This window comes from Streptomyces sp. NPDC050085 (assembly GCF_044460595.1).
Classification (GTDB): domain Bacteria; phylum Actinomycetota; class Actinomycetes; order Streptomycetales; family Streptomycetaceae; genus Streptomyces.
Genome location: NZ_JBITJZ010000011.1, coordinates 139,418 through 160,343 on the forward strand (window position 1 = coordinate 139,418; position 20,926 = coordinate 160,343).

Here is a 20,926-nt window from a genome sequence, read left to right on the forward strand (position 1 = left end):
CGGATTCACGGCCCTGCCGGGCGCTCGAGCCGCGCCCCGTGCAGGTGGTCCATGATCCGCTCGTGGCTGTCCCCGGCGGCGTCCACGACCCGCACCCGTACCAGCAGGGCGTCCATCGCGTCGACGACGGCGGGCGCGTACTCCCCGCTGCCCACCGGCCGTCCGGCCACCGAGTGCCCCCGCCCCAACTGGACGAGCAGGAAGTCCGTGCCGTGCCTGAGCCCTCTCCCGGCCAGCTCCGCCAGGATGCCGTGGTGGTCGCACCAGTTCCCCTGGGTCCCGCCGCGCGGGACCAGCGCGTACGCGACCTGCTCCACGACCGCGTGCTGCTGTCCCCCGTTGAACATCCCGGCCTGCCACACGCGGGGCACCGGCAGCAGGACGAGCACGAGCAGGGCCACCAGCGCGATGGGGGCGGTGAACAGCAACAGGTTGCGGCGCAACCGGCGTTGCGCGAACCGGTCGCCCTCGTTCACCACACCCTCCTCCGCGACGAGCCCCCGCCCGGCCGAATCGGCTGGACGGGGGCTCCCGCTGCTGGCTGCGGTTCAAGGACGTACGGACGAGACGGGCTCGGGGGTCAGAAGACGTGCACCCCGTACACGCTGAGCGCCTCGGTGACCGGCTGGAAGAAGGTCGTGCCGCCGGAGCTGCAGTTGCCGCTGCCGCCGGAGGTGAGGCCGTAGGCGATGCCGCTGGTGGAGTAGAGCGGGCCGCCGGAGTCGCCGCCCTCGGCGCACACGGTGGTCTGGATCATGCCGTAGACGACGTCACCGCCGCCGTAGTTGACGGTGGCGTTCAGGGCGGTGACCCGGCCGCTGTGGATGCCGGTGGTGGAGCCGTCACGGGTGACCGTGGTGCCGACGCTGGGCGTGCCGGCGCTCTTGATGTCCGTGTTGCCCGCGGTGCCGGACTTGGCGATCGAGGTGTTGGAGTACTTCACGATCGCGTAGTCGTTGGTCGGGAAGCTGTACCTGGTGTTCGTGCCGAGCGTGGTGGTGTGCCCGGAGTTCGAGTACCAGGTCGAGGCGACCTCGCCGCAGTGGCCCGCGGTCAGGAAGTAGTAGGCGCCGCTGCTGTCCTGGACGTTGAAGCCGAGCGAGCAGCGGTACTGCCCGCCGTAGATGGCGTCGCCGCCCGCGATGTACTTGGTGAAGGTGCCGGCCGTGCGCTCGATCTTGAGCGCTCCCGCGTTGTGGCCGGCCTGCGCCTTGATCTTGTTGATCTCCGCCTGCGAGACGGTGCTGTCGACGGTGACGAGGACCTTGCCCGTCTTGGCATCGACGGCCCATGCGGTACCGGCGACATCGGCGCTGCGCACCGCGTCGCTGGTCTGCGTGAGCTGGGCGGCGCTGAACGTCTGGGCCTCGGCCGCATGGGCGGAGGGTACGGCGAACGCGGCCGCGGCAAGGAAACCGGAACCCGCGGCGATCAGCCTGGTCCGTCTCGCTATGCCACTGCGGGGGGTGGTGCGCTTGATCCTCACTTGTCGTTCCTCCCGTAGGGAAGTCGGGGGCCCGCGTGGGGTCGGGGCCCGTGAGGCGCAGCCAGCAGGACGGCGAGGGCCCGGATTCCGGTCACGCCGTGCTCCTGACAAGCGCTGCGAGGGAGTATTCGGGGAGTCAACTGCTCGGCACAAGAGCGCCTTTCGGACTTCCGCCAGATCTCCGCATACACGACCGCATGCCCCGACGGCTTCCTCGTACGTTTCGTACGCCGTCGGGGCTGATGCCCGGTCTCGCTCGTCCGGTCAGACGGCCACCGGCGCCGTCAGGTTCCGCTCCCCCGCCTCGATCGCCACGGGAAGGGTGTTGCCCGGGGGCGGGAAGGGGCAGATGAAGTGGTCGGCGAAGGCGCAGTTGGGCAGCACCGCGCGGTTGAGGTCGACGGTCGTGCGGCCGTCGGCGTCGGGGGCCTGCGCGTACAGAAAACGGAACCGGAAGGTGCCGCTCCCGCTGGTGGCGTCGGCGAACACGGCCCACAGCCGCCCGTCCGCGAACCGCGTCACCTTCAGGGTGTGCTCCTGCCCGTCGAGCGTGAAGGTCAGCTCCCCGGCGAGGCCGAGGCCGCGCTCGATTCCGTCGGCGGTCTCGACGCGGATCTCGCGCGCGGTGTCGTACGCGGTGAAGCGGCCCTCGACCGACCAGCGCGCGTCGTACGGGGTGAGGTCGATGCCGGTGAAGGCGGTGCGGGTGGGCGCGGCCGGGTCGAAGTCCCGTACGGCCCACAGGCCCTCGCGCACGATGACGACGAGCCGCCGCTCGCCGAGGGGCACGGAGGCGTCGGCGCCGAGCCGGGTCTCCTGCCCGTCGAGGGTGTGCACGAGGGCGTCGCCGCCCTCGCGCCACTGACCCGGGATGGCCGGAAGTCGGCCTTCCGGATGATCGGCGAGCCAGTGGGTGCCGACGAGAGCAAGAGGTCCCTGCGGGGCGGAGACGGCGGCGATCCGCTCCTCGTGCCACTGCTTGTGGAGGTCTGCGGCGTCGGTCATGCCGTGGGGGTCCTTTCGCGGAGCGGTGCGGGGGTGCGCAGTCCCAGGTGCGAGCGCAGAGTGGAGCCCTCGTATTCCGTGCGGAAGGCGCCGCGTTCCTGCAGCAGCGGGACGACCTTGTCGACGAACTCGTCGAGGCCGCCGGGCGTCAGGTGCGGTACGAGGATGAATCCGTCGGCGGCGCCGCCCTGGACGAAGGCGTCGAGCTCGGCGGCGACCGACTCGGGCGTCCCGATGAACGACTGCCGGCTCGTCGTCTCGATCACGGTCTGCCGGATGGACAGGCCCTTGGCGCGCGACAGTTCCCGCCACTTCTCGGCCACGTCGAAGACGTCTCCGCGGTGGGTGCGCCCCTGGGACAGGCCGGTCCCGACGACCGGGTCGATGTCGGGCAGCGGCCCGTCCGGGTCGTACGAGGACAGGTCGACGCCCCAGATCTGTTCGAGCGCGAGGATCGCGTTCTGCGGGGAGACCTGCTGCCGGCGGATCTCGGCCGCGTTCTCCTGCGCCTCGGCCGCGGTGTCGCCGAGCACGAAGGTGACGCCCGGCATGATCTTGAGGTCGTCGGGTTCCCTGCCGTACGCGGCGAGCCGGGCCTTCACGTCGGCGTAGAAGACGCGTCCGGCCTCCAGGGTGCCGTGCCGGGTGAAGATGACGTCGGCGGCGGACGCGGCGAATTCGCGGCCCTCGCTGGAGTCCCCCGCCTGGATGACGACGGGGTGGCCCTGCGGCGGGCGCGGCACGGTGAAGCGTCCCTCGACGGTGAAGTGCTGGCCGTCGTGGCGGAACGGCCGCTCGGTGCCCGCGTCCCACAACTCCCTTGCCACCTCGACGAATTCGGCCGCGCGCGTGTACCGGTCTGCGCGGTCGAGATAGCCGCCGCGGCGGAAGTTCTCGCCGGTGAACGCGTCGGAGGAGGTCACCACGTTCCAGGCCGCCCGGCCTCCGCTGAGGTGGTCCAGGGAGGCGAAGCGGCGGGCGATCTCGTACGGCTCGTTGAAGGTGGCGTTGACGGTGGCGGCGAGACCGAGCCGGTCGGTGACGGCGGCGAGCGCGTTCAGGACGGTGATCGACTCGGGCCGCCCGACGACGTCCAGGTCGTGGATGCGCCCCTTGTGCTCGCGCAGCCGCAGCCCCTCCGCGAGGAAGAAGAAGTCGAACAGGCCGCGTTCGGCGGTGCGGGCGAGGTGCTCGAAGGAGGAGAAGTCGATCTGGGACCTGGACCGGGGGTCCGCCCAGACGGTGGTGTTGTTGACGCCCGGGAAGTGCGCGGCAAGATGAATCTGCTTGCGGGCAGGGCTTGTTGGGCTGATCGATGTCATGACGGGTCCCCCGCGAGGGCTGCGTATCGGTTGACGGGCCGGGCGAGCCCCAGGTGCTCCCTGAGCGTGCTGCCCGGGTAGAACGTGCGGAACAGGGCGCGGTGCTGCAGCAGCGGCACGGTTCCGTTGACCAGGCGCTCGAGGTCGCGGCGCGGGTCGAGCGGCGTCAGGTGGAAGCCGTCGACGGCGCCCGAGGCGTGCCAGTCGGTGATGAGCTCGGCGAGGTCGACGGGCCCGCCGCGGTACAGCGGCCCGTCCTCGGTGGGCAGGGGTCCGCCGCCGTGGCCGGGACGGGCGGCGCGCTCGCCGTCGCCGAGGTCGATCCGCAGGGCGGCGAGGACCCGCAGCTCGTCGGGGTCCCGGCCGTGCTCGGCGGCCCGGCGGCGCAACCCGGCCCGCACGTCCGCGAGTTGGGCGGAGTCCGCGACCCCGATCAGGGCGACGTCGGCATGGCGTGCGGCGACGTCGTACGCGTACGGCTGCGTGGCGTCGACCACGACGACGGGGTTGCCCTGCGGCGGGCGCGGCACGATGGAGGGGCCGCGCACGGAGAACGTACGCCCCTCGAAGTCGACGTAGTGCAGCTTCTCCCGGTCGAGGAAGCGGCCGGTGGCGACGTCCCTGAGCTCGGCGTCGTCCTCCCAGCTGTCCCACAACTGCCGTGCCACGTCGGCGACTTCACCGGCCTCGTGCCACAGGTCGGCGGGCGCGGCGGCGTCCCTGCGCCCGAACAGGCGGGCCTCGTCGTCGGTCAGGGAGACGTCGGGGCGCCAGCCGGCCCGGCCGCGGCTGACCCAGTCGAGGGTGGCGACGGCGGCCTGGACGTGGAACGGCTCGGTGTGGGTGGTGGTGACGGTCGGCACGAGGCCGATCCGGCTCGTCCGCGGGGCGATCCGGGAGAGCACGGAGAGGCTGTCGAGGCCGGGCGCGGCGAAGGTGTCGTGCAGCGTGACGAAGTCCAGCGCCCCGTGTTCGGCGAGCCGGACGAGGTGGAGATGGGGCTCGGCCTCATAGGCGTTGGTGAGGTCGACGGCGGCGGCGAGGTGGAGCAGGCCGCGGCTCGGTCGGGTGGTCATGACGGGGGAACCTTTCGACAGGGGGACGACGGGCGGGAGATGACGACGGGCGGGACATGGGGACGCCCGCCGCCTACGTCTTCGGCAGGCCCTTGGGGTTGACCTCGGACGTGGCCACCGCCTCACTGGACAGTCCCCAGCGCTTCAGCACCCGCCCGTAGGACCCGTCCTCGATCACGTGGTTCAGGGCAGCGGCATACGCGTCGACGAGCCCGCTCCCCTTCTTCGTGGTCGCGGCGATCTCCCCCTGGATCTCGTCCCCGCCCCCGGAGATCGTGCCGATGATCTGCGACTGTCCGGCGGACGCCACGTGGTAGACGGAGGCCGGGCTCGGGCCCAGGTACGCGTCGATGCGGCCGGATTGCAGGGCCAGGTAGTAGTCCGTGTCCTTCTGGAAGTACTTGATGTCCGTCGGCTTCAGGCCGGCCTTCTCGTTGCGCTTGCTCCAGTCGACGAGGATCTTCTCCTGGTTGGTGCCGGAGGAGACCGCGATGGTCCTGCCCGCGACGTCCTTGGGCTCCTTGACCCGCCAGCTCGTGCCCTTCTTCGCCTCGAAGGCGATGTTGTCGAGGCGGTAGGTGGCGAAGTCGTACTTCTCCTTGCGCTCCTCGGTGACCGTCACGTTCGAGAAGACGGCGTCGAACTTTCCGCTGTCGAGACCGACGAACAGGTTCTCCCAACTCACCAGCTCCTGCTCGATCTTGAGGCCGAGGGTGTCGGCGACGAGGGTGGCGATGTCGAGTTCGGAGCCGATCCGCGTCTTGTCGTCGGTGGCGAAGAAGCCGAGCGGTGGCGAGGCGTCGGCGCTGCCGCCGAGCCGGAGCGTGCCGCGCTCGCGGACGGCTTCGGGCAGCAGGGCGGCGATCTTGTCGACCTTCTTGCCGCGGATGCGGTTCTGGTCGGGGCCGATGTTGATGTTCCCGACCTTCTTCGTGCCGCCGCCGCTGTTCGTGGTCGTGGCGGCGTCGCTGTCGCCTCCGCAGGCGGCGAGCAGGGGGGCGGCGGCGAGCGCGGCGAAGGAGGCGGCAAAGGTGCGGCGGGAGAGCATGGACGTACTCCTCAATGGCTTGACCGGTAAGGGGGTTGGGGTCGGCGGACCTTCGATGGGGGTCAGAGGACCTTCGACAGGAACGCCTTGGTGCGCTCCTCGCGCGGCGCGTCCAGTACGTCGCCGGGGGCGCCCTGCTCGACGATGCGGCCCTCGTCCATGAAGACGACGGTGTCGGCGACCTCGCGGGCGAAGCCGATCTCGTGCGTGACGACGATCATCGTGGTGCCCTGGTGCGCCAAGTCCTTGATGACGTCGAGGACTTCACCGACCAGCTCCGGGTCGAGCGCGGACGTCGGCTCGTCGAACAGGAGCAGCTTCGGCTCCAGGGCGAGGGCGCGGGCGATCGCGACGCGCTGCTGCTGTCCGCCGGAGAGCTGCTTGGGGTAGGCGTCGGCCTTGTCGGCGAGCCCGACCCGGTCGAGCAACGCCCGTGCCGCTTCGGCGGCTTGGGCCCGCGGCCGCTTGAGGGCGGCGACGGGCGCCTCGATGACGTTGTCGAGGACGGTCAGGTGCGGGAAGAGGTTGAAGTTCTGGAAGACGAAGCCGATGTGCGTGCGCTGTTTGAGGACGTCGCGTTCGCGCAGCTCGTACAGCTTGTCCCCGGACCTGCGGTAGCCGACGAGTGCGCCGTCGACGCTGATCCAGCCGCTGTCGACCTTCTCCAGGTGGTTGATGGTGCGCAGGAGCGTGGACTTGCCGGAGCCGGACGGGCCGAGCACGACGGTGACCTCGCCGGCCTGCACTTCGAGGTCGATGCCGCGCAGCACTTCCAGCGATCCGAAGCTCTTGTGGACGGCCTTGATGTCGACCATGGCGGGGGCCGTGACGGAGGGGGCGCTCATCGGGTGGTGCCTTTCGCGAAGTGGCGCTCCACGTAGTGCTGGAGTACGGAGAGCGCGCTGGTCAGGAGGATGTACCAGGCGGTGGCGACCATGAGGAGAGGCACCACGCGGCCGTTGCGGCCGTAGATGACCTGCACCTGGTAGAAGAGTTCGCCGATCGCCATGACGGAGACGATCGAGGTGCCCTTGAAGAGGGAGATGACCTCGTTGGCCGCGTTCGGCAGGATCGAGCGCATGGCCTGCGGCAGCACGATGCGGCGGATCTGCCGCAGGCGCGGGATGCCGAGGGCGGCCGCGGCCTCCAACTGGCCGCTGTCGACGGCGAGTACACCGCCGCGGACGATCTCGGCGGCGTACGCGGCCTGGTGCAGGGCGAGGCCGAGGACGGCGGCGCTCATCGCGCCGACGAGCCCCATCGTGTCGAAGGAGAAGAAGCCGGGCCCGAAGGGGATGCCGAACTGAATCTCCTTGTACAGGTAGGCCAGGTTGAACCAGAACAGCAGCTGCACGATCAGCGGGATCGACCGGAACGCCCAGATGTAGCCGAACGCCACCGTGCGCAGGAACCGGCTCTGCGACAGCCGCATGAAGGCGATGACGATGCCGAGCGCGAAGCCGATGGCGGTGCCGTAGAAGGTGAGCTGGAGGGTCGTCCAGACGGCCTTGAGGATGACGTCTGCGGTGAAGAACTCGCCGAACACCCGCCATTCCCAACCGGAGTTGGTGGCAAGTCCGTGCACGAACTGGGCGAGGAGCACGGCGGTCGCGGCGATGGCGGCCCAGCGCCAGGGGTGGCGTACGGGGACGACCTTCAGGTGGGCGTAGTCGTCGCCCGGTGGCGCCGCGACGGCCTTGCTGAGGGGTGGATCGCTGGTCAGAGACATGGGGGTACCTCGGAAAGTGGTCGTGGGGCAGGGGCGTTACGCGGCGGTGGTGGCGGTGGCGCGACAGGAGAGGTCGCGCAGGAACGCGAGGACGGCGCGTGCGGTGGCGTCGTTCTGCCGCAGCGACGGGCTGTTGGTGCGCGGCCGGGTGAAGGCCCCGGCGCCGCGCGCGTTGGTGGCCGGGCCGAGGGCGAAGCGCCGCGGGTGGACGCTGCCGTCCCGGTGCTTGATGCGGCCGTCGGCGGGGTCGACGACCAGCAGTCCGGCGGGAGTTGAGGCGGCCCCGTCCTCGTACAGCGCGCGCAGCAGCCGGTCGCGGGTGCGGGCGAGGGTGGGCCCCGGCAGCCGGGCCTCGACCAGGGCCCGGGCCTCCACGACGTGGCCCGGCACGGTGGCACCGGCGGCGCGGAAGACTCCGTCCTCGGCGGTGACCCGCATGTCGGCGCCGACGAACTTCACGACGCCGGCGCGGGACAGCGCGAGCAGCTGGCGAAGTCGCGGCCCGGGCGGCCCGGACGCCAGATAGGAGAAGAAGCCGTGCCACCAGGTACCGACGTCGCCGAGCCGCACGAGCTGTCCGTACACGGAGAGCAGCCCGAGGAAGACGGCCAGGTCGGGGCTGTGGTCCGGGTTGTGACGGCGTGCCAGATCGTCCTCGATGTACGCGCGCAGGCCGCCCTGCAGTTCCTCGTACGACGTGTGCCGTACACCGTCGAGCGGGTGGTCGAGGGCGGTCAGGTCGAGCCGGTCGGCCGGGTCGGGCACGGCGGAGGCCACGAGCGCCTGGAGTTCGGCGCTCAGCGGGTCGGCGGCGGCGTACTTCTCCTCGAAGTCGGTCCAGGCGACGGTGGTGCGCTCGGGGTGCGCGGTGAACAGGCGGTGGTAGTGGGCATGGCCGAGCTCCTTGTCGACGAGCGGCCACACATCGGCGTGGAAGTCGAACCCGCCGTCCCGGGCGAGGAGTTCGTCGATCTGCGCGGGCCCGAGGAAGCGCGGCAGCGGCGGCCGCTCCCCCGCCGCCGCGTCCCAGTCGTAGCCGATCTTCGCGTGGTAGGGCACGCCGCGCCGCGACCCGACGTGCAGGACGGGCTCTCGTCCCGAGGGCACATAGGTGTCCCCCTCGTACCGGCCGCCCCGCCCCTCCGTCAGCAGCACCATCAGGTCGACGAAGGCGAGTCCGAAGCCGCGCACGAGGACGTCCTGGCCGGGCGCGAGCGCGCTCAGGTCGGAGTCGGCGGTGAAGTCGGGCGGCAGGTGCACGAGCCCGTGCCGTGCGGCGTACGCGCTCAACTCCCGCTGCTCGTCGTCGGGTTCGGCGTCGAGATGCCCCTGGGCCAGGACGACGGCGTCGGCGAGCAGGGGCCTCGGACGCCCTTCGAGCCAGACCTGCTGGCGACCGTGCCGGGGTCCGGCGAGCCGTACGGCGCGGCGCGCGTGATGGTGGACGACGACGCCCGCGGGCAACTGGGCCACGGCCTTCTCGTACACCCAGCGCAGATAGCCGCCCTGCCGCTGCCGGTCGGCGAAGGTCCGCCCGTCGAGGCCCGCCCACTCGTGCAGCGAGGGTCCAGGGCGCACGGGCCCGTCCAGCTGCACGGTGTCGTCGGTGAACATCGTGACGTCCTGGGCCTGCGAGTTCATCCACAGCAGCGGCGACTGCTCGCGCCGCCAGATGCGCCCGCCGCCCGGCGGGTACGGGTCGACGAGGTGAATGTCGAGGTCCAACCGCCCACCGCCTTCCGGGGCGTTGGCGCCGATCCGCTCGAGCACCCCGGTACCGCGCGGCCCGGCCCCCACGATGACGAGGGACTGTCGCCCGGCACTCATCGGCCGGTCCCGCGCGCGTAGTGCCGCTCGATGTAGTACTGGCCGACGCTGAGCAGCGAGGTGACGACGATGTACCAGATGGTGGCGACGAGCAGCAGCGGGATGACCTGGTACGTGCGGTGGTAGACGAGCTGCACCGAGTACAGCAGGTCCTGGACGGCGATGATGCTGACGATGGAGGTGCCCTTGAGGGTGCCGATCAGCATGTTCCCGGCCGGCGGCACGATGGAGCGCATGGCCTGCGGCAGCACGATGCGGCGCCAGCGCCGCAGGCGGCTGAGCCCGAGCGCCTGCGCGGCCTCGATCTGGCCGCGGTCGACGGAGAGGATGCCGCCGCGCACCACTTCGGCGGCGTACGCGGCCTCGTGCAGGGTGAGCCCGATGATGGCGACGGTGACGGGCCCGAACAGGTCGACGGTCTTGACGCCGAGGACCTTCGGGTAGAGGGCGCCGATGTTGAACCAGAACAGCAGCTGGACCAGGATCGGCATCGAACGGAACAGCCACACGTACCCCCAACTCACCGCGCGCAGCACGGGGTTGGCGGACAGCCGCATCACGGCGAGCAGGGTGCCGATGGCGAAGCCGAGGGCCATGACGAGTGCGGTCAGCCACAGGGTGAGGCCGAGTCCGCGCAGCACGGACGAGGTCGTGAAGTACTCGACGACGACGTCCCACTGGAACGCGTCGTTGCGCAGCACCGAGTTCACGGCGAGGCCGAGCAGGCCGAGGACGACGGCCGCGGCGATCCACTGGCCGATGCGGCGCTGCGGCACGATGCGCGGCACGGCGGCGTCGGCGGGTGGCGCCGGGGAGGAGAGTTTGGCGAGGGTCTCTGAGGACATGGGAAGGCTCCGTGGTGCCGGACGTGCGGCACGGTCTTGCCTTCACACCTGGTACCGGAGCCCCTCAGCAGCGGTACCGCACCGAGAGTACGCGGCGGTTCGCGTCGTCTGTCAAGGGCGTCTCAAGGGCGACTCGGGGGGCTGTCCACACTGTGAGCCGTACGTCTCAAGTGAGTTGACGCCGAAACGGATGCCTGTTCCACTTGTGCCCATGCATCCGCAGCAGTGGCTGGTCACGCGCTCCCACATCGACTTCGGTCGAGTGTGGTCCGCGTCTTGTTGATGCCCTTCTGACGCCTTCTGCGCGCGTCACCCTCTCTTCTCTGCCCGGCCTTTGTGGCCTGTGCCTCCTTTTCCGCGCCCCGGTATCGGTCCCTGCCGCATACCCACTCGCGCCTTCACCCTGCTGCGCCCTCCCCTCACCGCGTCGCCTCACCCACCGCTGAACTGTCATCGAAGGGCAGTACTCCTCGCCATGCGCACCACCACTCTGACCTCCACGTTCGCGCTGATCACCGTCGCCGCCCTGGGCCTGACCGCCTGCGGCTCCGGGGACGGCACGAGCGACGCGGCGCCCGCCGCCGCCAAGAACGCCAAGATCCCGACGACCGACGTGGTGTCCGCCGTCGCGAAGGACCCCGCCGCGGCGAAGCTGCTGCCCGCGGACGTACGCAAGAGCGGCAGCCTCAGGATCGCGGTGAGCGTCGGCGGCAATCCGCCGGGCTCGACGTACCTGCCGGACGGGAAGACCGTCGTCGGGCAGGACATCGACTTCGCGAACGCCGTCGGCAAGGTCCTCGGCATCAAGCTCGACCGGGAGGTCGCGAGCTTCGAGGCGATCCTGCCGGCCCTCGACAGCGGCAAGTACGACCTGGGCACGGGCAACTTCGGCGTCACGAACGAGCGCCGGAAGACCATCGACTTCGTCACCTACATCAACGACGGCCAGGGCTTCGCCGTCCGCAAGGACAGCGACCTGAAGAAGGTCACCGACCTCACGCAGCTGTGCGGTCTGAACGTGGCGACCGGCGCGGGCACGACGTTCGAGGCGACGCTGGAGGAGAACAAGAGCCTGTGCGAGAAGGCGGGCAAGAAGGCGTACGACGTCAAGACGTACTCCGAGCAGAGCGCCGTCTGGTCCTCGCTCCAGCAGGGCCGCTCCGACGTGGTGATGAGCACGATCAACGGCCTGCGGTTCGCGGTCTCCCAGCAGGAGGGCCTGAAGTTCCTCAACGAGTTCCACCGCCTGGACGTCGGCTTCGCCTTCAAGAAGGGCACGCCGCTCGCGCCTGCCTTCCAGGCGGCGGTGAACAAGCTGATCGCCGACGGCACGTACCAGAAGATCCTGGCCAAGTGGGGCACGACGCCCTCGGCGATCACCACGTCGCGGATCTCCCCGCCGGAGATCAAGGACTGAGGTCGCGTCTCTCCTGGAGGCACGGTGCCCCCGACCCCGCCGGAGGAAGGAGCGGGGCGGGGGCACCCCGGGTCACCGGGACAGCGCCGGTGCCCGCCGCCCCCGCGTACGAACCCCGATGACCTGGTCCATCAACGCCCCGAGCACATCCCGCACGGAGCCCCGCGTCCGCGCGTCGCACTCGATGACCGGCACCTCGTCCCCGATCCCCAACGCCTCCCGGATCTCACCGAGTTCGAACCGCGCCGCCCCGTCGAACCGGTTCACGGCGAGCACGAACGGCGCCCCCTGCGACTCGAAGTAGTCGAGCGCGGGGAAGCAGTCCTCGATCCGCCGCGTGTCCACCAGGACCACGGTCCCGAGGGCCCCCTCGACCAGGTCGTCCCAGAGGAACGAGAAGCGGTCCTGCCCCGGCGTGCCGAAGAGGTACAGCGCGAGCGTCGGGTCGAGCGTGATCCGCCCGAAGTCGAGCGCGACGGTCGTGGTCGTCTTGCCCTCGACCCCGTCGAGGGAGTCGACCCCGACCGAGACCTGGGTGATCGCGGCCTCGGTGTCGAGCGGCTCGATCTCCGAGACCGCTCCGATGAACGTGGTCTTGCCGACGCCGAGCCCACCGCTGACCACGATCTTCACGGCCAGCGGCGCGAGGCGTTCAGAGCGCCCTGACATGGTCCCTGATCCTTTCGAGGGTGTGGAGCGGCAGCTCCGCGGGTTGCGAGCACGACAGCCGGCCGCCGACGACGAGATCGGCGACGAGCACCTTGGCGACGCCGAGCGGCACCCCCACCGCCTCCGCGATCTGGGCGACAGTGGTGGGTTCTTGACAGAGCGTCACGATCCGCTGGTGCTCGAAGGCGAGCGGCGCGGCCCCCTCCGCCGCGTCGAGCGCGACGACGAGGGTCTCCAGACGCAGATCGGCCTGCGCGGGCAGGGCACGCCCACCGGTGATGATGAAGGGACGTACGAACTGGGTGTCCGCGGCGTCCTCCGGCCCTTGCGACGACGCACTCATCGCGGCAGCGTCTCCCGTAGATCGGCGATGAGCGTGGGGGTGAGCAGATCGCCCGCGCGCTCGGCGAGGACGGCCATCTCGTAGCCCACGAGGCCGAGTTCACCGCTGCTGTCGGCGAGCACCCCGAGGCAGGAGCCGTCCCTGATCGCCGAGACGAGCAGGAAGCCGCGCCCCATCTCGATCATGATGAGCTTGACGCCGTCGAAGCTGTACCGCTTGGAGGCGCTGCGCGCGAGGCTGGAGAGCCCGGACACGATGGCGGCCAGGTGGTCGGCCTCGGTCCGCCCGAGCCCTTCCGACACGGCGATCAGGAGCCCGTCCGAGGAGACGGCGACGGCGTCGCGCACGCCGTCCGTGTTGCGGACGAAGTTGGCGAGCAGCCAGTTGAAGGTCTGCGAGTCGCCCCGCGTGTCGACGGTGGTCACTTGTCGCCCTGCCCTTCGCTGCTCTTGCCCTTGCCGCCATCGGCCACGGCCCGTTCCTTCTCCACGCTGATGGCCCCGCGCATGTGCGCACTGCGCAGCCCGGACAGCATCCCGGACACGTCCTCGGGGCTGCGCTCGACGGCGGGCCCTTCGGGGACGGGCCGCTTGGGTGCGTCGGCCTCGTGCACGGCCTTCGCGATGCCGCTGCGCTGCGGGCGCTTGACCAGTCCGTTGCGGGTGCGGGCCGCGGACGACGACGCCGTGGCGGCGGCCCGCCCCTTGGGCTCGGCCTTGGCCGCGGCGAGCGGCGCGGGCTCCTTGCGCGGCGCGGGCAGCTTGGCGGGCTCCTCCCCGGCCGTGGCGCGGGCCCCGCCCGGCTCCACAGCGGCTGCGGCCGGCTCGGTGAGCAGCGTGGCCGGTACGAGCACGCGGGCGACAACCCCAGCGGCCGGGGCCTCGCCGAGTCGCACCTCGATGGCGCACTTGCGGGCGAGTGCGCCGACCACGAAGTGGCCGAGGAACTTGGTGGGTTCGGCCATGAAGCTGGCGTTGCCCGACAGTCGTACGTTGGCCTCGGCGAGGGCCTGGGTGTCCATGCCGAGCCCGTGGTCGACGATGGCGATGAGGTACCCGGCGCTGGTGCGCCGCCCCTCGACCTCCACGTCGGAGTCCGGCGGCGAGAAGCTCAGCGCGTTCTCCACCAATTCGGCGAGCAGGTGGGCGAGTTCGGCGACGACGGACCCGCTGACGTGGGCGGGTTCGACGCGCCGCAGGGTGACGCGGCGGTACTCCTCGACCTCCGACAGGGAGGCGCGCAGTACGTCGTTGACGGACAGCGGCGTCGACCAGGTGCGCGGGCTCGATTCCCCGGCGAGGACGAGCAGCGATTCGGCGTTGCGGCGCATACGGGTGGCCAGGTGGTCGAGTTCGAAGAGGTTGGCGAGGGTGTCCGGGTCGGCGTCCTCGTGCTCCAGCTTGTTGATGAAGCCGATCTGACGGCGTACCAGGTTCTGGTTGCGGCGGCCGAGGCTGACCAGCGACTCGGTGGTGTTGCGCCGCAGCACGGCCTGCTCGGTGGCGAGGTCGAACGCGGCGCGCTGCACCCGGTCGAACGCTTCGGCGACGTCCCTGACCTCGGCCCCGGCCCGCCCGTCGAGCGCGAGCGGCGCGGGCGGCGCGGGCACCTGTCCCTCGGCCGCCTGGACCGCGGCGACGGCCTGCGGAAGCCGGGCCCCCGCGACCTCGCGTGCCTCCTGGGCGAGCCCGCTGAGCGGCACGGAGACGGACCGCACGCAGTCGTAGGCGAGGGCGGCGAGGGCGGCCACGACGGCGAGCGCGAGGAGCACGAAGAGCAACAGGTCGCGCTGGGCGGCGCTTTCGAGCTCCGCGGCCCGGTTCTCGACGTCGGTGCCGATGGAGACCTGGACGTCCCGCAGCCCGTTGATGGTCGACGTCATCGCGTCCCACCAGGCCATCGGCGCGACCTCGCGGGCACTGAGCCGTCCCGTGCCGCGTACCGCGGTCGCCTCGTAGGCGAGGGCCCGCTGGGCGTCGGGCGTGGCGAGGGCCGCGTCGAGGCGGCGCTGCTGTGCGTCGGCCGCGGTGCGCGGGAAGGCGTCGAGCGCGGCGAGCCGGCCCGAGCGGATCTCCATGAAGCGGCTGTAGTCGTCGCCGCGGAAGTGCCCGGCGCGCACGGAGCCGAGCACGATGGCCCGCTCCTCACCCATGAACTCCTTGGCGTTGCCGAGGACTTGGAGGGTCTGGTAGGCGTCGCGCAGCCGTCCGTCGTGCACGTCGTCGAGGCCGAGGCCGAGCCGGTCGAGCACGGTGATGGTGGTGGTGAAGTAGTCGAAGGTGGCCTTCACCTGGCCGGTGCCGTCGTCCGCGCTGCGGCGGATGCCGGCGAGCCCGGCGAGCCGCCCGAGCGACTCGCGCACGGAGCCCGCGGCCGCGTCGTCGCGCCCGGCGAGGGCGGCGTCGAGTGCGCTGCGCGCGGCGTCGGTGGCCTTGCGCTGCGCGGGCAGCTTGGCGCGGAACTGCCGTACGCCGCCGACGTATCCGGTGCTGAGACCGCGCTCCTTCTGCAGCTCGTGGACGAGCCCTTGGAGCGTGATCTCGAGGCGGGCGTTGGCGGCGGTCGCGGAGGCGTTGCGATAGCCGGAGATCTGCTCGACCGCGAAGACGCCGAGCAGGGCGAGCAGGACGGCGAGCGCGAGTCCGAGGATGCGCAGCAGCCGCGTACGGATGGTTCTGGGTTTGGACGCGAGAGGCGTCCTGGCTGTGAGAGACGATACGAGGTCCACTGAAGTGCCTTATGGAGAGGGCGAGTTGGCGGGGCAGAAACGGTGCATCTGCGCCCGGCCAACGACTCCTCTCCGGCCCCGGTCACCGGATCATGTGTTTGTTTTACGTCCCGGAAACCGCTTCCTCACGGGCCCGCAGGTGGCTGCCCCCGACCGGTCCGGCCGCGACGGCTTCGTATACGGGGCCAGCGCCTCACAGCCCGCAGTCGCAGCACGAGCAGCATTCACAGCACTCGCACACGTTGCAACAGTCACCGCCGTCACCACAGACGTGGCAGGCGCCCTCGCGCTTCTTCCGCGACCAGGGCCCCTCGAACTCCTCCGCGCAGCACACCCTGCAGGTGCAGCAGAGCCCGATCGCGACCGCGCACCCGGCGAGGAACCCGCGCTTGCCCGGCTTGGGCGGCTGGAAGGACGGCCCGCCCCCGAACCCACCGGGACCACCGGGGCCGCCCGGACCACCAGGGCCACCAGGGCCACCGGGTCCGCCTGAACTGCCGCCGCCATAGGGGTTGTTGGAGGTGTACGCTCCCGCGCCGGTCGGCGCGTACGGGCTGCCCGGCGCCCCCGTCGGCACCCAGCCGTCCTGCCCGCCGCCCTGCTGGGGCGTGGACGCCGCCCCGGAGTGCGGGCCGTGCCCGGTGGCGCAGGTGCCGGTGCCGAACGCCCGGTCCACCGACCGGCCCAGCTCGTGCGCGAGCAGCAGATGCGCGAGCCTGCCGTCCACGAAGTCGACCTCGCGCAGCGCGAGCCTGATGCCGTGCACGGCGTCGTCGGCCAGGCGCCGCGCCTCGACGAGCGGGGTCCCGGTCGCGGTCAGCGGGTTCCAGGCCCCGGCGGCGGCATCGGCGCCCCGGTCCTCCACGGCGTCGAGGAGGTGCGCGAGCCGCCCGAACAACCGGCCCGCCTCGGCGAGCGGCTCGGCGTTGTGCGGCCGCCCGGCGAGCAGCGCGGTGTGCGCGAACGCGGCGCCGGTCGCGGTCTCCGTCGGCTCGGTCACGGTCAGCACGGAGGTGCCGGGACCGGCGAGCGCCTCGATCCCGGCCTGCCGCTCGACAGCATCGAGCAGCACGGCCGTGTCGAACCCGACGTCGGATCCGGTACGGGCCCCGGCCCGGCCCCAGCTCGCGGCGACCTTCCGCGCGGCGGCGGCCACCGGCCTGCGCGCGAACAGGCCGTCGCGGTCGTCGACATGGTCGCGGACCTTCGCCGAGGCGAGCACCAGCGAGACGGCGGCCGCGAGCCGTGCGCCCTCGCCCTGCGCGACGGACGCGGTGCGCATTCCGCGCAGCGGGCAGGGACCGGCCTGTCTGCGCCACCCGCCGGCCGCGGTCCGCTCGGCCTGAGCCTCCGTCAGAACCGAGACCAGCAAGCCGTCGTAGTTCGTGACGACCCGCGCGAACTGCCCGTGGTCACCGCGCAACGCCAGACAGAGCCCGCACAGATGAGCCATCCACTGGGTCTTCAACCCCTCGCCGAGCCGATGGCTGCAGGGCCGGACGATTCCGAACAAGGCGACTCCCCCGTACGCCGAATGACGGTCCGTCAACAAGCCGACACGCCGCGTCAATACGGCGTGGATCGAGGACGGGCCGAGGACGACGGCATCGTATCGAGCCGCCCCCGCGCCCCCTCGTTCACCCGTACGCACCGCATGTCACCCATACGCCGTGAAGAATCATATTTCACTCACTGTCAGCAGCCGTACCCCGTACAGCCCTTGGGAACTCCGGGGCAACACCGTGTTGACTGTGCACCAGTACCGTCACGAAAACCCCGCGCGGCGACTATCCACTTGGCGCCGGATCCGCATCATGGATGAACATTGGGGAGCAGGACATGCGGAACGCAGAGGAACCGCTGTGAGAGGAGGCGTCCATGGGATCGGTGCGCAAGGCGAGTGCCTGGCTTGGCCTCGTCGACGACAACGATGACGAGCGTTACTACGACGACGACTACGCCGAGGGGCCCGAGCCCGGTGACGCCTGGGTGACGGACCCGCGCGTGAAGGTTGCCGCTGAGGAGGCCGAGGAGAAGGGCCGCCGCATCGGCACCGTGACCCCGGACAGCTTCCGGGACGCGCGGCGGATCGGAGAGATGTTCCGGGACGGCGTCCCGGTCATCATGAACCTCACGGCCATGGAGCCCACCGACGCCAAGCGCGTCGTCGACTTCGCGGCGGGGCTCATCTTCGGCCTGCGCGGTTCGATCGACCGGGTCGCCAACCGGGTCTTCCTGCTGACCCCCGCGGACACGCAGATCGTGTCGGGCCGCGAGGGCCAGGTCCAGCCGGACGGCTTCTTCAACCAGAGCTGACGCGGGCCCTGCCCGGGAGGGTCACGGGCGGGGTGGAGGGTGAGCACGTCCGGCCGAAGGCCGGGCGCACCCCCCACCGGACGGTCAGACGACCGACGACTCCGCCCGGGACGGGCGCCGCGGCGCCGCCACCTCGACCGGCGGCGCCTCGCACTCCATGCGCCGGGGCAGCCGCAGCGCCGCCAGCGCCCCGAGGAACAGCAGCCCCGCACTGACCACCAGCGTCACGTGCAGTCCGTGCACGAAGGCGCCCCGCGCCGCGTGCCGCAGGGCGTCCCCCGCGCCGCCCCCGAGCTGGGCGGCGATCTGATACGCCTCCCCCAGCGAGTGCCCGGCGGCGCCGCTCGTCGTCCCCGACACCCCGGTGACGTGCGTCAGGCCGGGCGCGTACGCCGCGTTCATCACGGAGCCGAGCAGCGCGATGCCCATGCCCGCGCCCAGTTGGTACGAGGTCTCGCCGATGGCGGCCGCGCCGCCCGCGTCGTCGGCCGGCGCCTCGGTGAGCATCGACTCGTAGGCACCGAACAGCGTGGTCTGGAAGCCGAATCCGAGCAGTATGAATCCGGCGCTCAGCAGCCACGGCCGGTCGTGCTCGCCCATCAGGCAGAGCAGGAGGACGGCGCAGGCGGTGAGCGCGAAGCCGCAGCTGACCATCGCGCGCGGCCCGAACCGGCGCAGGTTCGCCGAGCCGAGGACGCCCGCGACCATCGCCGCGAAGGTCAGCGGCAGCATCCGCAGGCCGGTCTCCAGCGGGCTGAGGCCGAGCACCAGTTGCAGGTACTGCACGGCGATCAGCTCGAGGCCCACCAGCGCCAGCATCGCGATCACGATGCAGCCGACCGAGGTGGAGAACGCGGCCCGCGAGAACAGCCGCATGTCGATGAGGGGATGCGTGCGCCGCCGCTGACGGCGCACGAAGAGGCCGAGCAGCGCGAGTCCCACCAGGAACGGCAGCACCGCGCCCGCGTCGAACAGGTCGCGCTCGATGCCCAGCTCCTTGATGCCGTACACGACACCGAGCACGCCGAGCGCCGCGAGCAGCGCGCCGAACAGGTCCCACGGCCCGTCGGCCCGGCCCTTCGACTCGGGCACGAGGACCCGGCACAGCGGGAGCATGACCGCCATCAGCGGGATGTTGATGAGGAAGACGGAGCCCCACCAGAAGTGCTCGACGAGGAAGCCGCCGAGGACGGGTCCGGTGGCGGCGCCGATCGCGGCGACCGCGGTCCACACGCCGATGGCGACGGCCCGCTCGCGCCGGTCGGGGAAGACGTCCCGCAGGATCGACAGCGTCGCGGGCATGATCATCGCGCCGCCGATGCCGAGCAGGGCCCGTGCGGCGATGAGGACTTGGGCGGTGTCGGAGAACACGGCGAGCGCGGAGGCCATGCCGAACAGGGCGTAGCCGAGGAGCAGGATCCTGCGCCGGCCGACCCGGTCGCCCAGCGTCCCGAACAGGATCAGGAGGGAGGCGCACACCAGCGGATACGCGTCGCCGATCCACAGCAGCTCGACCGAGGTGGGCTTCAGGTCCTCGGTGACCGAGGGCAGGGCGACGTACAGGATGGTCGAGTCGAGTGCGACCAGGAGCAGGCTCGTGCACAGGACGACGAGGACGACCCAGCGGTTCGTGCGGGCCCCTATGGCGGCGGCCGCCCGTCGGCGCAGGCGTCCGGTGGCCGTGCTCGTCCCGGACATGTGCGTACCTCCCAGTGGTCCTCGCGTTCGGCGGATCCGGGGGCTGGGGATGGCCCCGCGGTCTTCGGTCGGGAGGAGCGTTCTCCCGGCCCCGCGGCGAAGGGCGAGTGAGCCGTCAGCGTACGCGAGTTCAGGCCAGTGACACGTGGCAGACCTCTCACGGAAGCTTCACGGCCGTGTGGCGTGCGCCACTCGCGGGGCGGGGGTGGCGCACGGACCGGGTGAGTCCGGCATCGATAATCGGGGCCGTGAACGATGTGGATCAACAAGACCGGCCCTCGCTGCGCCGGGCGGCACCGGCCCTGCTCGGCTACGCCGGGGTACGCGCCCTCGGCCTGCTCGCCCTCGCCCTGTGGTGCGCGGCCACCGGCAAGAGCCCGCACACGCTGCTGACCGCGCGCTGGGACTCGCTCTGGTACACGCGGGTCGCCGGGCAGGGGTACGGCTGGTCGGTGACGCTGCCCGACGGCAGCGTCCACTCGAACCTCGCGTTCTTCCCGCTGCTGCCGTGGCTGGAACGGCTCGTCTCGGCCGTCAGTCCGCTGTCGTACGCGGATGCGGGCATGGTCGTCAGCTGGCTCGCGTCGCTCGCCGCAGCCTGGGGGATCTTCGCCGTCGGTGACCGGCTGTACGGCCGTCGCGCCGGAGTGTGCCTGGCCGTCCTGTGGGGCGCCCTGCCGGTCGGGATCGTCGCGTCGATGGCGTACAGCGAGGCCCTGTTCGCCGCGCTCGCAGCGTGGGCACTGTATGCGGTCGTCCAGCAACACTGGGTGACGGCAGGGTTGTTGGCCTCCCTCGCGGGGCTGACCCGGCCGGTCGGTGCGGCCGCCGTCGCGGCGGTGTGGGTGGCGGCCGCCCTGTGGATCGCCCGCGAGCGGCGTGCGCCCTGGCGTCTCGTCCTCGGCGTGCTGCTCGCCCCCGTGGGCGCGGCGGCGTACGTGCTGTGGGTCGGACACCGCACCGGCGGCGGCCTCTTCGGCTATCTCGACGTGCAGGGGCAGTGGGGCAACGGGTTCGACGGGGGCGCCGCGTTCGCGCGGTTCATCGGCGACAAGTTCACGTCACCGCTGGGCACGCTCGCCGGGATCGGGCTGATCGTCGGGGTCGCCCTGGTCGTCTGGCTGTACGTGACGGGGGTGCGGCAGCACCAGCCGGTGCCGTTGCTCGTCTACACGGGCATCGTCGTCGCGCTTGCCCTGTGCGCTTCGGGGTACTTCGGGTCGAAGCCGCGGCTGCTGCTGCCCGCGTTCCCGCTGCTGCTGCCGATCGCGGTGGCGCTGGCCCGGTGGCGGACCGGCAGGGCGACGTGGCTGCTCGGCGGGCTCGCGGCGGCCTCGGCCGTCTACGGGGCGTTCTGGCTGAACGGATCGGGCCCGCCGTGACCCCCGCGGCGCCGATGAGCGGACGGAGAATTCCG

At 71.5% G+C, this 20,926-nt stretch carries 19 protein-coding genes; 3 read left to right on the forward strand and 16 right to left on the reverse strand.

Going from position 1 to position 20,926, the window contains the following annotated elements; genetic code table 11:
• Nucleotides 1-5: 5 nt before the first annotated feature.
• The 10 genes from ACIBUY_RS32380 to ACIBUY_RS32425 form a co-directional block, all read right to left on the reverse strand.
• Entirely contained in the window at nucleotides 6-476 is a 471-nt protein-coding gene (locus ACIBUY_RS32380; RefSeq protein WP_399154499.1) for a hypothetical protein, read from the reverse strand.
• Nucleotides 477-580: 104 nt separating this feature from the next.
• Nucleotides 581-1,486, reverse strand: a complete 906-nt coding sequence (locus ACIBUY_RS32385) for a S1 family peptidase (protein ID WP_399154500.1) — start codon at nucleotides 1,484-1,486, stop codon at nucleotides 581-583.
• 264 nt (nucleotides 1,487-1,750) lie between these two features.
• Nucleotides 1,751-2,491 (reverse strand): DUF1684 domain-containing protein, encoded by a 741-nt coding sequence (locus ACIBUY_RS32390; protein WP_399154501.1) that lies wholly within the window; start codon nucleotides 2,489-2,491, stop codon nucleotides 1,751-1,753.
• Nucleotides 2,488-3,813 (reverse strand): LLM class flavin-dependent oxidoreductase, encoded by a 1,326-nt coding sequence (locus ACIBUY_RS32395; RefSeq protein WP_365567077.1) that lies wholly within the window; start codon nucleotides 3,811-3,813, stop codon nucleotides 2,488-2,490. Before ACIBUY_RS32395 ends, ACIBUY_RS32390 begins: the two co-directional genes overlap by 4 nt.
• On the reverse strand, nucleotides 3,810-4,889 hold the full coding sequence (locus ACIBUY_RS32400) for an LLM class flavin-dependent oxidoreductase (protein WP_365567076.1): 1,080 nt from the start codon (nucleotides 4,887-4,889) through the stop codon (nucleotides 3,810-3,812). The genes ACIBUY_RS32395 and ACIBUY_RS32400 overlap by 4 nt, the downstream gene beginning before the upstream one ends.
• Before the next feature lie 73 nt (nucleotides 4,890-4,962).
• Entirely contained in the window at nucleotides 4,963-5,937 is a 975-nt protein-coding gene (locus ACIBUY_RS32405; RefSeq protein WP_365567075.1) for an ABC transporter substrate-binding protein, read from the reverse strand.
• 62 nt (nucleotides 5,938-5,999) lie between these two features.
• A complete protein-coding gene (locus ACIBUY_RS32410; RefSeq protein WP_365567074.1) occupies nucleotides 6,000-6,782 on the reverse strand; it encodes an amino acid ABC transporter ATP-binding protein in 783 nt (260 codons plus the stop codon).
• On the reverse strand, nucleotides 6,779-7,666 hold the full coding sequence (locus ACIBUY_RS32415; RefSeq protein ID WP_399154502.1) for an amino acid ABC transporter permease: 888 nt from the start codon (nucleotides 7,664-7,666) through the stop codon (nucleotides 6,779-6,781). The genes ACIBUY_RS32410 and ACIBUY_RS32415 overlap by 4 nt, the downstream gene beginning before the upstream one ends.
• A 36-nt stretch (nucleotides 7,667-7,702) precedes the next feature.
• Nucleotides 7,703-9,493 carry an FAD/NAD(P)-binding protein gene (locus ACIBUY_RS32420; RefSeq protein ID WP_399154503.1) on the reverse strand — a complete coding sequence of 597 codons (1,791 nt, stop codon included), beginning with the start codon at nucleotides 9,491-9,493 and terminating at the stop codon, nucleotides 7,703-7,705.
• The gene (locus ACIBUY_RS32425) at nucleotides 9,490-10,338 is read right to left on the reverse strand and encodes an amino acid ABC transporter permease (RefSeq protein ID WP_399154504.1); all 849 of its coding nucleotides are present in this window, start codon (nucleotides 10,336-10,338) and stop codon (nucleotides 9,490-9,492) included. Before ACIBUY_RS32425 ends, ACIBUY_RS32420 begins: the two co-directional genes overlap by 4 nt.
• A gap of 475 nt (nucleotides 10,339-10,813) precedes the next feature.
• On the opposite strand from ACIBUY_RS32425, the gene ACIBUY_RS32430 reads away from it, so the two are divergent.
• Nucleotides 10,814-11,755, forward strand: coding sequence for an ABC transporter substrate-binding protein (locus tag ACIBUY_RS32430; RefSeq protein WP_399154505.1), 942 nt, complete (start codon nucleotides 10,814-10,816; stop codon nucleotides 11,753-11,755).
• A gap of 72 nt (nucleotides 11,756-11,827) precedes the next feature.
• Here the strand turns inward: ACIBUY_RS32430 and ACIBUY_RS32435 are convergent, their stop codons facing one another.
• The 5 genes from ACIBUY_RS32435 to ACIBUY_RS32455 all read right to left on the reverse strand — a co-directional run bounded on the left by ACIBUY_RS32435 (nucleotide 11,828) and on the right by ACIBUY_RS32455 (nucleotide 17,008).
• Nucleotides 11,828-12,424: an ATP/GTP-binding protein gene (locus ACIBUY_RS32435; RefSeq protein ID WP_365567069.1), complete on the reverse strand. Its 597-nt coding sequence runs from the start codon at nucleotides 12,422-12,424 to the stop codon at nucleotides 11,828-11,830.
• Nucleotides 12,408-12,767 carry a DUF742 domain-containing protein gene (locus ACIBUY_RS32440; protein WP_365567068.1) on the reverse strand — a complete coding sequence of 120 codons (360 nt, stop codon included), beginning with the start codon at nucleotides 12,765-12,767 and terminating at the stop codon, nucleotides 12,408-12,410. Before ACIBUY_RS32440 ends, ACIBUY_RS32435 begins: the two co-directional genes overlap by 17 nt.
• Entirely contained in the window at nucleotides 12,764-13,192 is a 429-nt protein-coding gene (locus tag ACIBUY_RS32445; RefSeq protein ID WP_111666118.1) for a roadblock/LC7 domain-containing protein, read from the reverse strand. The genes ACIBUY_RS32440 and ACIBUY_RS32445 overlap by 4 nt, the downstream gene beginning before the upstream one ends.
• A complete protein-coding gene (locus tag ACIBUY_RS32450) occupies nucleotides 13,189-15,495 on the reverse strand; it encodes a nitrate- and nitrite sensing domain-containing protein (RefSeq protein ID WP_399154506.1) in 2,307 nt (768 codons plus the stop codon). The genes ACIBUY_RS32445 and ACIBUY_RS32450 overlap by 4 nt, the downstream gene beginning before the upstream one ends.
• Nucleotides 15,496-15,688: 193 nt before the next feature.
• The gene (locus ACIBUY_RS32455; RefSeq protein ID WP_399154507.1) at nucleotides 15,689-17,008 is read right to left on the reverse strand and encodes a DUF5685 family protein; all 1,320 of its coding nucleotides are present in this window, start codon (nucleotides 17,006-17,008) and stop codon (nucleotides 15,689-15,691) included.
• 365 nt (nucleotides 17,009-17,373) lie between these two features.
• Here ACIBUY_RS32455 and ACIBUY_RS32460 point away from each other — a divergent pair, with 365 nt between their 5' ends.
• Nucleotides 17,374-17,811 carry a cell division protein SepF gene (locus ACIBUY_RS32460; RefSeq protein WP_365567065.1) on the forward strand — a complete coding sequence of 146 codons (438 nt, stop codon included), beginning with the start codon at nucleotides 17,374-17,376 and terminating at the stop codon, nucleotides 17,809-17,811.
• Between the two features lie 84 nt (nucleotides 17,812-17,895).
• Here ACIBUY_RS32460 and ACIBUY_RS32465 read toward each other — a convergent pair whose 3' ends face one another.
• Nucleotides 17,896-19,509 carry an MFS transporter gene (locus ACIBUY_RS32465; protein ID WP_365567064.1) on the reverse strand — a complete coding sequence of 538 codons (1,614 nt, stop codon included), beginning with the start codon at nucleotides 19,507-19,509 and terminating at the stop codon, nucleotides 17,896-17,898.
• A 248-nt stretch (nucleotides 19,510-19,757) separates the two neighbouring features.
• Between ACIBUY_RS32465 and ACIBUY_RS32470 the strand changes: the two genes are divergently transcribed.
• Nucleotides 19,758-20,891 carry a hypothetical protein gene (locus ACIBUY_RS32470; RefSeq protein ID WP_399154508.1) on the forward strand — a complete coding sequence of 378 codons (1,134 nt, stop codon included), beginning with the start codon at nucleotides 19,758-19,760 and terminating at the stop codon, nucleotides 20,889-20,891.
• Nucleotides 20,892-20,926 lie beyond the last annotated feature (35 nt).